Consider the following 14,662-nt stretch of genomic DNA (forward strand, 5'->3'; position numbering starts at 1 on the left):
ACACCCCGGGAGGCGTCATAGTTGAGGCCCGACAGATTCAGGGCAACTCAGAAAACTCTCTATTCTAACGTTTCTTGGCCAACTCTGCGCAAAACGTGGCCAGATTTTCGGCCAGGCCGGGCAGGGCCGACTGGCTGGCGTTCCAGTCGCGGGCTGCGTCGGACCACGCGCGCCAGGCGTCGGGCGCCAGCGCGGCGGTGACGGCCGGGGCCGTCCGGCCGGGTTCGGACTCGTTCCAGGCGCGGATCAGCGCATGCGCCGTTTCGGGGGCCGGATAGCGCGCCAGCCAGGCTTCCAGCTTTTCAAGATGGACGTTTTCGTCCTGGGGATAGATCTGCCAGACCAGCGGCCGGGCGGCCCAGGCGGCCCGCACGAAGGAATCTTCGCCACGCACGAAATTGAGGTCCGCGCACCACAGCAGGCGGTCGTAATCGGGCTGAGTCAGAAAGGGCAACCGGACGACGCGCGGCGCGCCAGCCGACTGGCAGGCCGCTTCCAGCGCGGGCGCGACGCCCTGCGGCACCAGCAGCAGGGTAGGGCGCGTGTCGGCCGCCAGGGCCTGGGCCAGTTCGGCCACCGGCGCCGACGGATAGCAAAACAGGGACACGGTGCGCGCGCCACTGCGCCGCAGCGCCAGCGCATCGTCTGGCACGCCGGCCGAGCGCAGGAAGGCGTCCTGCATGTCCGCCGAGCCCTGCAGCGCTTCGCGCTCCACGGCCAGGGCCGGTTCGCGCAGCAGGCCGCCCGTGGCCGGCGTAAAGCCCGGGAAAAAGAAGTGCTTCACCAGGCCGTCCGGCCGCTGCGACGGCAGCCCGTGGCAGCTTTCGACCCACGCTTCGGCGCTCAGATATTCCAGGTTGATCCAGACGGGGTGGCTGCGGCGCATGGACGCGACGAAGGTCTCGGGCGGATCGCACGCGAACGCCTCGATCACGACGTCGCGCGCCTGCAGCGTGGCGTCGGGTGCATCGGACCAATGCACGACGTCGACGCCCGACAACTGCTGGTGAGCGGCGTCGGCCAAGATGCCGGGCTGGATGTGCGAGAAGCTGGCCAAGTCGTCGACCCACAGGCGGACATCCCAGCGGAAATCGCGCGCGAGCTGGCGCGCAAGACGCCAGCAGACGCCGATATCGCCGTAGTTGTCGACGACCCGGCAGAAAATGTCCGCTTGCATGGCTGGCCTAGTGGAACTGGGCGGGGGCGGCCTCGGCGTCCTCGGGCAGTTCGGCATGCACCAGTTCGCCCAGGGGATTCGGGAAGTAGGGCGCGCCGCAGTCCTCGCAGTACTCGGGCGGCAGCACGCCGGGGATGCGGCGAACGTCCGTGACCCCGTATTCCTTCAGCAGTGCCGCGATCTCGTCGACCACGTCGGGCTGGCCTTCGTCCATGACCAGGTCTTCCTCGCGGCCGTACAGCGGCCACACGCAGCCGTAATACACGTCGTTGCTGCTGCGCGCGGTAAAGCCGATGCGGTATTCGTCGATGCGGCCTTCGCCGCAGCCGGCCACCACGGCCCGGAGCTGCGAGGCTTCAAGGTTGACGGCGCCTTCCAGCCAGCTGACCGCCGCGCGCAGCGACAGCGGGCGCACCTGACGGTCGGCTTCGCGGTTGCTGACGTAGTAGGCGTCGGGCAGCAGGGCCTCGAAACCGCACCCCGGCAGCAGCGCGGCCAGCGTGGGCTGCGCTTGCGCGGCCCACTGCGCCAGGCAGGCATCACGGCTGGCGTCGGCATCGCCCAGCTTTTCCTGCCAACGGAAGATCGGCTCGCCTTCGGGCACGGCGACCGTGCCGACGATGTAGCGCGTGTCGGCCAGCATGTTCGCGGTTTCGGTGTCGGTGTTCAGCGCCGGCTTGGTGGTCTCGGCGCCCAGCGCCTGCGAGCCCAGGCGTTGCAGCCATTGCCAGGTCTCGGAGAACGTGCGCGGCATCTGGTCCACGCTGACCAGCAGCGGCATCAACGTGGTGCGCGCATTGCTCGACAGGACATGCCCGTGAAGCTGGGCCAGCAGGGCTTGCTGCGCGCTGGCCGAAATGGGGCCGGTGGGAATGGCGTACCGGGTCCAGGCGACGATGGGCGCGACGATCAGCAGGATGTCGTAGCGAACGCCGTTTTTCTCGATCTTCATCGATTCGGACAGGGTTTCGGCCTGTTCGATCAGAACCTCGTAGGCGCCCACGTCGCTTTGGGCAAGGTGGTCCAGCGCCGCTTCGAGCGGGGCGTCCTGGCCAGCCTTGAGCAGCTTCGGGATCGCTTCGCCAAGCTGGGTCTCCCAGAAGACGTCTTCGACGCGGCTGCCCGAGCGGTTCAGCGCCTGGGCAAGCGCGACCAGCCGGGTAGCGTCACGGGTCATGCGGGGAGCGGATTGGCTGCGGGATCGGGCCATAACTTCGGGGAACGTCCATTCAGTGTGTAACGACGTAGTTTAACGCCCGGCACCCTCGGCGGGGTGACGGCCCATTGCGCGCCGGCCTGACTGACCCCGCCGCCGTTCGGTAGGGGCGTGACTACGGCGGAATTCTCAAGCGCGCGCGGTCTTCATTGATGCTTATCGGGCAACAGATTATCCCGAGACCGGGGGTTTATTGCTCGTTTGAATCGGCCGACAATGACGGCATCGTTATTGTTTCTGGAGGCACAGCCATGCGTTGGCCTACGCTTTTCGTATCCCACGGTTCTCCCATGCTCGCCGTCGAGCCCGGCCGCACCGGCCCCGCACTAGCGGACTGGAGCGCCGCGCAGGGCCGCAAGCCGCGCGGCATCCTGGTCGTTTCGCCGCACTGGATGGGCGAGGGGCTGGCGCTCTCGACCCGCGATCAGCAGGTCGCCTGGCACGACTTCGGCGGCTTCCCGCAGGAGCTTTACGCGCTGCAGTACGCCGCGCCCGGGTCGCCCGAACTGGCCGCGCGCGTGCAGGCGCTGCTGGCCGAATCGGGCATCGCCGCCGATCGTGATCCCCGGCGCCCGTTGGACCACGGGGCCTGGGTGCCGCTGCGCTATCTGTACCCGGATGTGGACGTGCCGGTTGTGCAACTGTCACTGGACATGGGGCGCGACGCGGCGGGACAGATGGAACTGGGCCGCGCGCTGGCGCGCCTGCGCGACGAAGACATCCTGATCATCGGCTCGGGGTCGCTGACGCACAACCTGCGCCACGTCCGCATGCCACAGAACGCGCCGGCGGCCGGCTACGTGCCGGGCTTTCAGGCGTGGTACGCGGACAAGCTGGCGCATCACGACGTGCCTGCGCTGCTGGATTGGCAGGCGCAGGCGCCCGGCGCCATGCAGGCGCATCCGCATGACGATCATCTGATGCCGCTGTATGTGGCATTGGGCGCGGGCGGCACGAAGGCGCGGCGGCTGAATGACGAAGTGTCGTACGCGGCGTTGGCGATGGACGCCTATCAGTTTGATTAAGCCCGCGCCATTACCTGGTGTCTGACACCCGTTGAGAAACGGCGGCAAGCCGAAGATATCTCTGGAGGGTGTCAGACACCTCTGCTGCCCATGAAAAACGCCCCGGAACCGCAAGGTCCCGGGGCGTTCTTACTGAGCTGCGACCGTTGACGATCAGGCAGCAAGCAGTTGGCGCAGCACGAACGGCAGGATCCCGCCGTGCTGGTAATAATCGACCTCGATCGGGGTGTCGATACGCAGCAGCACGGTCACGTCCTGCTTCGAACCGTCCTTGCGCGTGATCGTCAACGTCACGTCCTGCATCGGCTTGATGCCGTTTTCCAGGCCCGAGATGTCGTACGTTTCTTCGCCGGTGATTCCCAGCGACTGCACGCTGTCGTTGCCCTTGAACTGCAGGGGCAGCACGCCCATGCCCACCAGGTTGCTGCGGTGGATGCGCTCGAAGCTGCGCGTGATGACCGCCTTGACGCCGAGCAGCTGGGTGCCCTTGGCGGCCCAGTCGCGCGACGAGCCGGTGCCGTATTCTTCGCCGCCGAACACCACGGTGGGCGTGCCGGCCGCGACGTACTTCATGGCGGCGTCGTAGATCGACATCTGTTCGCCGGTGGGCTGGAACAGGGTTTCGCCGCCTTCGAAGCGGCTGCCGTCCGGCAGCGCGGGAATCATGAGGTTCTTGATGCGCACGTTGGCGAAGGTGCCGCGCATCATGATTTCATGGTTGCCGCGGCGCGAACCGTAGCTGTTGAAGTCGGCCTTCATGACGCCGTTTTCCTTCAGCCACTTGCCGGCGGGCGAGCTTTCCTTGATGGAGCCGGCGGGCGAGATGTGGTCGGTGGTGACCGAGTCGCCGAAGACGCCCAGCGCGCGCGCGCCCTTGACCGTGGGCATCGCGCCCGGCGTCATGCCGAAACCTTCGAAGAAGGGCGGTTCGGCGATGTACGTGGAGTCGGGCCAGTTGTAGGTATCACCCGTGACGCCCTTGATGTTTTCCCACAGCTTGCCGGGGTTGCTCTTGACCTGGCCGTAGTTCGCCTCGAAGGCCTCGGGGTCCAGCGCGTACTTCAGCAGCGCGTCGATTTCCTCGGTGGTCGGCCAGATGTTGCCCAGCCACACGTCGCCGTTCTTGCCGCGGCCCACGGGCTCGGTCATCAGGTCGCGCGTGACGGTGCCGGCCAGGGCGTAGGCCACGACCAGCGGCGGCGAAGCCAGGAAGTTGGCCTTGATGTTCGGGTGGATGCGCGCCTCGAAGTTGCGGTTGCCCGAGAGCACTGCCGAGCAAACGAGGTCGTTGCTGGTGATGGCTTCGTTCAAGTCAGCCGTCAGGTCGCCGGCGTTGCCGATGCAGGTCGTGCAGCCGTAGGCCGCCACGTCGAAGCCCAGCTTTTCCAGGTAGGGCAAGAGGCCCGTCTTGGTCAGGTATTCGGTGACCACGCGCGATCCGGGGGCCAGCGAGGTCTTGATGTGCTTGGGCACCGTCAGGCCGGCTTCCACGGCCTTCTTGGCCAACAGGCCCGCCGCCAGCAGCACGCTGGGGTTGGACGTGTTGGTGCAGGACGTGATGGCGGCGATCAGGATGTCGCCGTTCTTGACCTTGGTGCCGGTGCTGGTGGTGAAGGTTTGATCCAGCTTTTCGGCGGGCTGGTTGAAGCCGTTTTCGGCGACCGGCTTGGAGAACAGGTCGATGAACGTGTTCTTGACGTTGCCGATCTCGATGCGGTCCTGCGGACGCTTCGGGCCAGCCAGCGACGGGGCGACGGTGGACAGGTCCAGCGTCAGCAGCTTGGTGAAGTTGATGTCCTGGGCCGCGGGAACGCCGAACATCTTCTGCGCCTTGAAATAGGCCTCGAAGGCAGCGATTTCCTCTTCGGTGCGGCCGGTGCCGCGGAAGTAGTCGATGGTGCGTTCGTCGACCGGGAAGAAGCCCATGGTGGCGCCGTACTCGGGCGCCATGTTGCCGATGGTGGCGCGTTCGGCCACGGTCAGGCTGGCGGTGCCTTCGCCGCAGAATTCGACGAACTTGCCCACCACCTTTTCACGGCGCAGCATTTCGGTGATGGTCAGCACCAGGTCGGTGGCGGTGACGCCGCCGCGCAACTGGCCCTTGAGCTCGACGCCCACGACGTCGGGCGTCAGGAAGTACACGGGCTGGCCCAGCATGCCGGCTTCCGCTTCGATGCCGCCCACGCCCCAGCCGACCACGCCGATGCCGTTGATCATGGTGGTGTGGCTGTCGGTGCCCACCAGCGAATCGGGGTAGAAGACGCTGTTCTTCTTGTCCTGGTGCACACCGCGCGCCAGGTATTCCAGGTTGACCTGGTGGACGATGCCGAAGCCCGGCGGCACGACGCCGAAGGTGTCGAACGCCTGCATGCCCCACTTCATGAACTGGTAGCGCTCCTGGTTGCGCTTGAACTCCAGCTTCATGTTCAGGTCCAGCGCGTTCTTGGTGCCGAAGTAATCGATCATGACCGAGTGGTCCACCACCAGGTCCACGGGCACCAGGGGTTCGATGCTCTTGGGGCTCTTGCCCATCTTGTCGGCAACCGAGCGCATGGCCGCGATGTCGGCCAAGAGCGGCACCCCGGTGAAGTCCTGCAGCACGACCCGGGCGACCACAAAGGGAATTTCATCTTCGCGCTTGGCGTTGGCCTGCCAGTTGGCGAGCTGCCGCACGTGTTCTTCGGTGACTTTCTTGCCATCGCAGTTGCGCAGCACGGATTCCAGCACGATGCGGATGGAGACCGGCAGCCGCTGCACGTCGATGCCGAGCGATTTGCCCAGCGCCGGCAGCGAGTAGAACTGACAGGACTTGTTGCCGATCTTGAAATTCTTGAGTGTGTCTAGGGTGTTGTGCGGCATGATGGACTCCGTGGTTTTGCCCAGGCTGAAGGCGGCATTTTCAGGCGTTTCGGCAGGTTTGTCATTGTCTCTTGGACAAGTTTGCCGAGGGTCTATATCTTGGTTTATGTCTTATATCTTATATAAGACTTGGGCGACGCGTCAAAGTTCCGGCCCTTTATCGACCCAGACCGGTCCGGATTCGGCGAAACCCTTACTTTGGCGGACGCGCGCCAAGCCTGCAAGACCCTGCGCGCGCAAGAATGGCCCTTAGATCAGGCGCGCCGGCAGCTCCGCCGCCACGTATTCAAGAAATCGTTTCAACGCCAGCGGCTCACCGCAGCGCGCGGGCATGACGGCGTAGATCCGCGCGGGCGCCGCCGACCAGCTGGGCAGGATATGCGCCAGATCGCCCTGGTCGAGTTCAGTGCCGCACAGATAGCGCGGGACCAGCGCCACGCCCAGCCCCGCGCCGGCCATTGCGCGCAGCGTGTCCATATTGCTGCTCAGGCTGCGCGGCTTGAACTCCACTGACTGCATTTCACCGCCCGGCCCGGTCAGCCGCCAGGTGTGCGGGCTATCCTGCGTGCCGTGGGCCAGCAGGGGCAGGGTAGCCAGATCGCGCGGGTGGCGCGGTGCGGATCTGGCCATCGCAGGGCTGCACACCAGCGCCAGCGGCACTGGGGCAATTTCCAGCGCATTGAGCTTGGCATCCGTGAGCGAAGACGCCTGGGCGCGGAACGCCAGGTCGTAGCCTTCACCGACCAGATCGATGATCTGGTCGCGGGTATCCAGCAGCACCCGCACGCGGGGATGGTCCGCGCAGAAACGGGCGACCAGTCCGCCCAACACCCGCGTCGCAAGCGGCGCCGGCGCGGTGATGCGCAGCATGCCGGCTGGCGCATCGCCCATCGACGCAGCCAGATCGAAGACGCTGCGCGCTTCGCGGGCCAGCGCCTGCGCATGGGCATGTATCTGTTCGCCCATCGGCGTCAGCGACACTCGGCGCGTATTGCGTTGAAGCAGCCGCACGCCCAGGCGCGCTTCAAGCTCCGCAACCCGGCGGCTGAGCTTGGAACGTTGCATATTCAACACACGTGCGGCCGCCGAGAAGCCACCTTTTTCGACAACTTCGCTGAAAAGCAGCAGGTCTTCAAGGCGATGAACGTAGTTAGGCATACAGCGTTTTAATAGGAGAAATTCGAAAATTTGATGTCATTGTCCTGACAGCCGGGACAATTATTCCTGAAATTGGCCCCTACTGTCCGGCGGGCCGACCTCATAAGCTGTCGCCGCAATACATGTTCAGCAAACAGCAAGGCAGCACTTTTTGACTCTTCATCTCAGCGCCGTCATCGCCGGATCCAGCCGCTACCTGGGCGACGCCTGCACCATCCGTCAGTTCCGCCATACCGATTTTTCGGGGGGCATGTCGCCCGTGGTGCTGGTGGACCACTTCGTCATGACGGGTCCCACGTTTGAGCCACATACGCACGCCGGCGTCAGCGCCGCGACGCTGCTGCTGGAAGACAGCACGGGCGTCATGCAGAGCCTGGAAGGCATCGAGAACAATCGCGAAATCCGCGCGGGCGACCTGCAGTGGACACAAGCCGGGCGAGGCATCGTGCACGCGCAACGGCCGGCGGGCGACGCCACGCTGCACGGGCTGCAGATCTTCATCGACCACCCGGCGCATCTGAAGTCCCTGCCGCCGTCTACCTCGTTGCTGCGCGCTGCGGACATGCCCGTCATTCAGACCCCCTCGGGCAAGGTCCGCGTGGTGGCGGGCACCTATGCCGGTCTTGAATCGCCCTTGTGCACGCCCGAACCGCTGCTGATCCTGGACGGCTGGCTGCGGCCGGGCGCGACGACGCTCCTGCCCATGCCGCCTGGCTGGAATGCCTGGTTCTATGCGGTGCAGGGCGACTTGGGCGTGCGCGCCAGGCACCGCAGCAAGGGCGGGCCGCCGCTGCCCAAGGTGGCGGGGGGCGATCCGGACTTTGCGGTGTTGCCCGCCGGTTCCGCCGCTGCCGCCAGCGCCACGCCGGATGGTGAAGAAGGCGTGCTGCTGCTGATGGCGGGCAAGGTGCCCGTTCATTTTGTGCTGGTGGCCGGCCCCGCCGTCGTGGCGGCGTCGGAGCAGGGCGCCGGCATCACGCCGGCTGCCGATGCGGCCCTAGCCGAGGCGCTGACGGCATACGACGCCGTGGAGAGCCCGGCGGCGGAAGATGCATTGAGCATCTGCTGAATCAGGACGGAATCTGTTGTTCAGCCGCAACGTTGGACACGGATTCTTCTTGAGGGACGCAATGAGAACGATTCTCTTTTGGTAACATCTAGCGCGTCAGATCTCTCAAGCGGATCTCCCCACCGCACCGCGGAGCTTGTTTCCGCACCACCAGCGTCCCCATATGAAAATCAGAACTCTCGCTTGCATGGCCGCCGCGCTGCCGTGCTTTGGCGCCGTCCACGCCCAGACCGCGCCCCAGACAGCCCCCCAGACGACCCAGCCCGCCACGACCAGCGGTCCCGTGACCTCGATGGACGCCATCCGGGTCGAGGCGAGCGCTGACGCGTCCGCCGGCGGCCTGTCGGCGCCGTTCGCGGGCGGCCAGGTGGCCCGCGGCGGCCGTGTCGGCATCCTCGGCACCGAGGATTTCATGAACACGCCGTTCAGCGTGACCAGCTACACGAATGAGCTGATCCAGGATCGTCAGGCGAAGAGCGTGGGCGATGTGCTGCAGAACGACTCGGGCGTGCGCGTGGCGCGCGGCTTCGGTAATTTCCAGGAGTCGTACTTCATTCGCGGCTTCATCCTGAGCTCGGATGATGTGGCCTACAACGGCCTCTACAGCCTGCTTCCCCGCCAATACATTGCCACCGAACTGTTCGAGCGCGTGGAAGTGCTCCGCGGCGCAACCGCCTTCCTGACGGGCGCGACGCCCGGCGGCGGCGGCATCGGCGGCGTGATCAACCTGGTGCCCAAGCGCGCGCCGAACGAACCGCTGACGCGCGTCACCACGGGCGTTTCCAGCGGCGGCCAATTCCAGCTTTCCACCGACATCGCGCGCCGCTTCGGCCCGGATGACAGTACCGGCATCCGCCTGAACGCCGCACAACGCAGCGGCGACACGGCGATCGATGACGAACACAGCCGCACCAGCGTCGTTTCGCTGGGCCTGGACTGGCGGTCGGCCGACACGCGCCTGTCCGCCGACATCGGCTGGCAGGAAAACAAGCTCAAGCGTCCGCGTCCCAACGTGACGCTGGGCGCCGGTGTCACGACCGTGCCCGATGCGCCGGACGCCAGCTCGAACTATGCGCAGCCGTGGACCTATTCCAACGAGCGCGACGTCTTCGGCACGTTGCGCGCCGAACATGACTTCAGCGACAAGCTGACCGCGTACGGCGCGTTCGGCATGCGCCGTAGCGACGAAGCCAATTCGCTGGGCAACATCACGCTCACCAATGGCAGCACCGGCGCCGGCAATTTCTACCGCTTCGACAACACCCGCGAAGACAGCGTCAACACGGGAGAAATCGGCCTGCGCGGCAAGTTGCGCACCGGTCCCGTGGGTCACGAATTCGTCGTGTCGGCCTCGTGGTTCGATCTGAAGAAGAAGAACGCGTACGTGATGGACTTCCGCAACACGTTCCCCACGAACATCTACGATCCCATCTCGTACGACAAGCCTGCATTCAGTGCCGGCGCGCTGCGCGGCAACGATCTGGACAACCCCGCGTTGCAAGGCCGTACCCGCCTGAGCAGCTATGCCATCGGCGACACGATGTCCTTCCTTGACGACAAGGTGCTGTTCACCGCCGGCATTCGTCATCAGCGCATGTCGCAACGTGACTACGCCTACAACACCGGCGCGGAAAGCGGCGCCTACGACGCCAGCCACAATTCGCCGGCCTTCGGTCTGGTGTTCAAGGTGGCGCCGAGCGTTTCGCTGTATGCCAACTACATCGAAGCCTTGGTTGCCGGCCCGACCGCGCCTGCGACGGCAGGCGGCCGTCCCGTGCCGAACGTTGGCCAGAGCCTGCCGCCCTTCGTGTCCAAGCAGAAGGAAGTGGGCGTGAAGTACGAAGGCGAGAGCCTCGGCGGCGGCCTGGCGTTCTTCTCGACCGACAAGCCGCGCGCGGCCTACAACGCCAGCAACGAGCTGACCAATTCGGGCGAAGACCGCCACCAAGGCGTCGAACTGACCGTCTTCGGCGAGCCCGTGCGCAGCGTGCGTCTCCTGGGCGGCCTGACCTGGCTGGATGCCAAGCAGGTCAAGACCGGCACCGCCTCGCTGAACGGCAACCGCGTGATCGGCGTGCCGCGCTTCCAGGCCAACATGGGCGTGGAATGGGACATCCCGGGCGTGGAAGGCCTGGCCATCGATGGCCGCGTGGTCTACACCGGCTCGTCGTATGCCGATGACGCCAACACGCTCAAGGTTCCCGGCTGGACGCGCTTTGACGCCGGCCTGCGCTACATGATGGACGTCGACGGCCACGTCGTGACGCTGCGCGCCCGCGTCGACAACATCGCCAATCGCAACTACTGGTCGTCGGTGGGCGGTTACCCGGGCAACGGCTACCTCGTCCTGGGCGGCCCGCGCACGTTCTCGCTGTCGGCGAGCATGGACTTCTGATCGCTGCGGGCTGATGCCCGTACATGAAAAATCCCCCGAAAGCCTCGCGACGCGGGGGATTTTTTTTGACCTGTCGCCGCGCAGGTGCACAACGGTGTCTGACCACCTCGGGAGACGATCCTCAGCCTGTACCGTCGTCTCTGCGGGGTGTCAGACACCCAACAGGCGACGCCTTACCAGAACCATCCGCCCCGCGACAGGCTCGACTCGCAGCTCTTGTACTGCGCGGTAAATTTCTCGGCGCGCGCCTGCACTTTCTGCGACACGGTCTTCAACCACGCCTTACGGTCATAACTACGGTTGCGGTATCCGGTCCAGCCTTCGTGATAGTTCAGGTACTGCCCATACGCATCCCACTTAGAGATCCCGTTGATGCGCTGCGTCTTGCTCATGTACCAGCCCATGAAGTCGAGCGCGTCGGCAAAATTGTCCCGGCTGGACGTCCAGCCGCCCGCTTCGCGCTTGTAGTCGGCCCAGGTTTCGTCCTTGGCCTGCGCATACCCATAGGCGGAACTGACGCGGCCCCAAGGGATGAAGCCCAGAAAGTAATAGCGCGGCGGCAAAGCGTCGTGCTTGAAGGACGACTCCTGGTACATCATCGCGATGGGCACCGGCACCGGGGCGCCCCATTTCTTCTGCACGTCCAGCGCCGCGTCGTGCCATTCCGGTTTCTCTCGGAAGATGGCGCAGATGTTGTCGGGATTCGAGGGCGGCGCGGTGGCGCAGCCGGCTAGCGTCAGCAACAGCGTCGGCGGCAATAGCCGGATCATTGGCAGGCTTCCTCCAGGAAAAATGCGCCGGGGCTTTCCCGGCGTTGGCGGCCGACGTCTCACCGGCATGCCTGGATTGTATTGAAACGTTTCGTTATACAGGCTGCGCGCCGATCCGAATTGCCCGGATAAAGGTGAAAAAAACGGCCCCGGGCGATTGCACGGGGCCGTTGTTCAGGCCGCAAGGCCTGGCAGGGGAGTCGGGATCAGACCTCGATCACGTCCGCCACGTCCTTGTAGTCGGCGATCTTGTCGAAGTTCAGGTACTGGTAGATCTGGTCGCCGCTCTTGTTGATGACGCCCATGTCGGCCATGTACTCGTCCTTGGTCGGGATGCGGCCAAGCTTCGAGCAGATGGCGGCCAGTTCGGCCGAACCCAGGTACACGTTCGTGTTCTTGCCCAGGCGGTTCGGGAAGTTGCGGGTGCTCGTCGACATGACCGTCGCGCCTTCGCGGACCTGCGCCTGGTTGCCCATGCACAGCGAGCAGCCCGGCATTTCGGTGCGGGCGCCGGCGGTGCCGAACACGCCGTAGTGGCCTTCCTCGGTCAGCTGCGTGGCGTCCATCTTGGTCGGGGGAGCGACCCACAGCTTGACCGGAATGTCGCGCTTGCCTTCGAGCAGCTTGGACGCTGCGCGGAAGTGGCCGATGTTGGTCATGCAGCTGCCGATGAACACTTCGTCGATCTTGGCGCCGGCGACTTCCGACAGCGTCTTGACGTCGTCGGGGTCGTTCGGGCAGGCAACGATGGGCTCATGCACGTCGGCCAGGTCGATCTCGATGACCGCGGCGTATTCGGCGTCGGCGTCCGGCTCCAGCAGCTTGGGATCGGCCAGCCAGGCTTCCATGGCCTTGATGCGGCGGCCCAGCGTGCGCTCGTCTTCGTAGCCGTTGGCGATCATCCACTTGAGCATCACGATGTTGCTGTTGATGTACTCGATGATCGGTTCCTTGTTCAGGAACACCGAGCAACCGGCGGCCGAGCGTTCGGCCGAGGCGTCCGACAGTTCAAAGGCTTGTTCGACCTTCAGGTCGGGCAGGCCTTCGATTTCCAGGATGCGGCCGGAGAAGATGTTCTTCTTGCCTTGCTTGGCAACCGTCAGCAGGCCTTGCTTGATGGCGTACAGCGGGATGGCGTTGACCAGGTCGCGCAGCGTGACGCCGGGTTGCAGCTTGCCCTTGAAGCGGACCAGCACCGATTCCGGCATGTCCAGCGGCATGACGCCGGTGGCGGCGGCAAAGGCCACCAGGCCCGAGCCGGCGGGGAACGAGATGCCGATGGGGAAGCGGGTGTGCGAGTCGCCGCCGGTGCCGACGGTGTCGGGCAGCAGCATGCGGTTCAGCCACGAGTGGATCACGCCGTCGCCGGGACGCAGCGACACGCCGCCACGCGTGCTGATGAACTCAGGCAGCGTGTGGTGCGTCTTGACGTCGACGGGCTTGGGGTAGGCGGCGGTGTGGCAGAACGACTGCATCACCAGGTCGGACGAGAAGCCCAGGCAGGCCAGGTCCTTCAGTTCGTCGCGGGTCATCGGGCCGGTGGTGTCCTGGCTGCCGACCGAGGTCATCTTCGGTTCGCAGTAGGTGCCCGGGCGGATACCCTTGCCTTCCGGCAGGCCGCAGGCGCGGCCGACCATCTTCTGGGCCAGCGTGTAGCCGCGGCCGGAGTCGACCGGATCCTTGGGCAGGCGGAACAGCGTCGAGGGCGCCAGACCCAGCGCTTCGCGGGCCTTGGCGGTCAGGCCGCGGCCGATGATCAGCGGAATGCGGCCGCCGGCGCGCACTTCGTCGAACAGCACGTCGGACTTGACCTCGAATTCGGCGATGACTTCACCGTTCTTGATGGCCTTGCCGTCGTAGGGGCGCAGTTCGACCACGTCGCCCATTTCCATCTTGGAAACGTCGAGTTCGATCGGCAGGGCGCCGGCGTCTTCCATCGTGTTGTAGAAGATCGGGGCGATCTTGTTGCCCAGGCACACGCCGCCAAAGCGCTTGTTCGGCACGAAGGGGATGTCTTCGCCCGTGAACCACAGCACCGAGTTGGTGGCCGACTTGCGCGACGAACCCGTGCCGACCACGTCGCCCACGTAGGCGACCAGGTGGCCCTTTTCCTTCAGGGATTCGATGAACTTGACCGGGCCGCGCTTGCCGTCTTCTTCCGGTTCGAACGCAGCGCCGTCGCGCTTGTTCTTGAGCATCGCCAGGGCGTGCATCGGGATGTCGGGACGCGTGGTGGCGTCGGGGGCGGGCGACAGGTCGTCGGTGTTGGTTTCGCCAGGGACCTTGAAGACCGTGATGGTCAGGCTTTCCGGCAGTTCCGGACGGCTGGTGAACCATTCGGCGTCGGCCCAGCTTTGCAGCACGGACTTGGCGTTGGCGTTGCCCTTGTCGGCCTTTTCCTTCACGTCGTGGAAGGCGTCGAACATCAAAAGGGTCTTCTTGAGCGCATCGGCGGCGATGGTGCCGATTTCCGCATCATCCAGCAGGTCGACCAGCGGGCCAATGTTGTAGCCGCCGAGCATCGTGCCCAGCAGTTGCGTCGCCTTGGCTCGGCTGATCAGCGCACAAGCTTCCTTGCCCAGCGCCACGGCGGCCAGGTAGGAGGCCTTGACCTTGGCGGCATCGTCCACGCCGGCCGGCACGCGATGCGTCAGCAGCTCGACCAGGTTCTGCTCCTCGCCAGCGGGCGGGTTCTTCAGCAGTTCGATCAGTTCAGCGGTTTGTTTGGCCGTAAGGGGCAGCGGGGGAATCCCCAGAGCCGCGCGTTCGGCGACGTGTTGGCGGTAAGTATCCAGCATGTGAGGCCTGCTCAAAGTCGGGTTGGAAGAAGGGTTGTCGGCCGGAATTGTAGAAGCAAGTGGGGGCCGGTAGCAAATGTCTTATATCTTATATAAGACTTGAGCCGATAGCTGTTGTTCGGTGGCGACGCCTTGGCGGGGCGACGGGCGTCCGGCGTCGGGCGTCCGGCGTTGGTCGTCGGCTGCGGGCCTCGG

General features: G+C 65.3%; 9 protein-coding genes. 3 read left to right on the plus strand and 6 right to left on the minus strand.

All coding sequences use genetic code 11. From position 1 onward, the window contains the following. Positions 1-64 precede the first annotated feature (64 nt). Together earP and MHZ91_RS08085 are read right to left on the minus strand one after the other, a co-directional pair. On the minus strand, positions 65-1,177 hold the full coding sequence (earP, locus tag MHZ91_RS08080) for an elongation factor P maturation arginine rhamnosyltransferase EarP (protein WP_239213204.1): 1,113 nt from the start codon (positions 1,175-1,177) through the stop codon (positions 65-67). Positions 1,178-1,184: 7 nt separating this feature from the next. Continuing rightward, positions 1,185-2,387 (minus strand): DUF2863 family protein, encoded by a 1,203-nt coding sequence (locus tag MHZ91_RS08085; protein WP_175183974.1) that lies wholly within the window; start codon positions 2,385-2,387, stop codon positions 1,185-1,187. 257 nt (positions 2,388-2,644) lie between these two features. On the opposite strand from MHZ91_RS08085, the gene MHZ91_RS08090 reads away from it, so the two are divergent. Then, a complete protein-coding gene (locus tag MHZ91_RS08090) occupies positions 2,645-3,418 on the plus strand; it encodes a class III extradiol ring-cleavage dioxygenase (RefSeq protein ID WP_239213205.1) in 774 nt (257 codons plus the stop codon). Between the two features lie 153 nt (positions 3,419-3,571). Here MHZ91_RS08090 and acnA read toward each other — a convergent pair whose 3' ends face one another. Together acnA and MHZ91_RS08100 are read right to left on the minus strand one after the other, a co-directional pair. After that, positions 3,572-6,277 (minus strand): aconitate hydratase AcnA, encoded by a 2,706-nt coding sequence (gene acnA, locus MHZ91_RS08095; protein ID WP_239213206.1) that lies wholly within the window; start codon positions 6,275-6,277, stop codon positions 3,572-3,574. A gap of 249 nt (positions 6,278-6,526) precedes the next feature. Beyond that, positions 6,527-7,435 (minus strand): LysR substrate-binding domain-containing protein, encoded by a 909-nt coding sequence (locus MHZ91_RS08100; protein ID WP_239213207.1) that lies wholly within the window; start codon positions 7,433-7,435, stop codon positions 6,527-6,529. Positions 7,436-7,586: 151 nt separating this feature from the next. Between MHZ91_RS08100 and MHZ91_RS08105 the strand changes: the two genes are divergently transcribed. Both MHZ91_RS08105 and MHZ91_RS08110 read left to right on the plus strand, forming a co-directional pair. Beyond that, a complete protein-coding gene (locus tag MHZ91_RS08105) occupies positions 7,587-8,504 on the plus strand; it encodes a pirin family protein (RefSeq protein WP_239213208.1) in 918 nt (305 codons plus the stop codon). Positions 8,505-8,667: 163 nt separating this feature from the next. Next, on the plus strand, positions 8,668-10,899 hold the full coding sequence (locus tag MHZ91_RS08110) for a TonB-dependent siderophore receptor (RefSeq protein WP_218344621.1): 2,232 nt from the start codon (positions 8,668-8,670) through the stop codon (positions 10,897-10,899). A gap of 173 nt (positions 10,900-11,072) precedes the next feature. Here the strand turns inward: MHZ91_RS08110 and MHZ91_RS08115 are convergent, their stop codons facing one another. Both MHZ91_RS08115 and acnB read right to left on the minus strand, forming a co-directional pair. Next, the gene (locus tag MHZ91_RS08115) at positions 11,073-11,669 is read right to left on the minus strand and encodes a hypothetical protein (protein WP_056563184.1); all 597 of its coding nucleotides are present in this window, start codon (positions 11,667-11,669) and stop codon (positions 11,073-11,075) included. Between the two features lie 206 nt (positions 11,670-11,875). Then, positions 11,876-14,467 carry a bifunctional aconitate hydratase 2/2-methylisocitrate dehydratase gene (gene acnB / locus MHZ91_RS08120; protein WP_175123661.1) on the minus strand — a complete coding sequence of 864 codons (2,592 nt, stop codon included), beginning with the start codon at positions 14,465-14,467 and terminating at the stop codon, positions 11,876-11,878. Positions 14,468-14,662 lie beyond the last annotated feature (195 nt).

This window comes from Achromobacter sp. ACRQX, from assembly GCF_022346505.1.
In the GTDB taxonomy this organism is placed as follows: domain Bacteria; phylum Pseudomonadota; class Gammaproteobacteria; order Burkholderiales; family Burkholderiaceae_B; genus Achromobacter; species Achromobacter animicus.

Coding starts and splice junctions, on each gene's coding strand:
- MHZ91_RS08115 (WP_056563184.1), bottom strand. CDS start 11,669: ATGATCCGGCTATTGCCGCCGACGCTGTTGCTGACGCTAGCCGGCTGC.
- acnA (WP_239213206.1), bottom strand. CDS start 6,277: ATGCCGCACAACACCCTAGACACACTCAAGAATTTCAAGATCGGCAAC.
- earP (WP_239213204.1), bottom strand. CDS start 1,177: ATGCAAGCGGACATTTTCTGCCGGGTCGTCGACAACTACGGCGATATC.
- MHZ91_RS08110 (WP_218344621.1), top strand. CDS start 8,668: ATGAAAATCAGAACTCTCGCTTGCATGGCCGCCGCGCTGCCGTGCTTT.
- acnB (WP_175123661.1), bottom strand. CDS start 14,467: ATGCTGGATACTTACCGCCAACACGTCGCCGAACGCGCGGCTCTGGGG.
- MHZ91_RS08085 (WP_175183974.1), bottom strand. CDS start 2,387: ATGGCCCGATCCCGCAGCCAATCCGCTCCCCGCATGACCCGTGACGCT.
- MHZ91_RS08090 (WP_239213205.1), top strand. CDS start 2,645: ATGCGTTGGCCTACGCTTTTCGTATCCCACGGTTCTCCCATGCTCGCC.
- MHZ91_RS08100 (WP_239213207.1), bottom strand. CDS start 7,435: ATGCCTAACTACGTTCATCGCCTTGAAGACCTGCTGCTTTTCAGCGAA.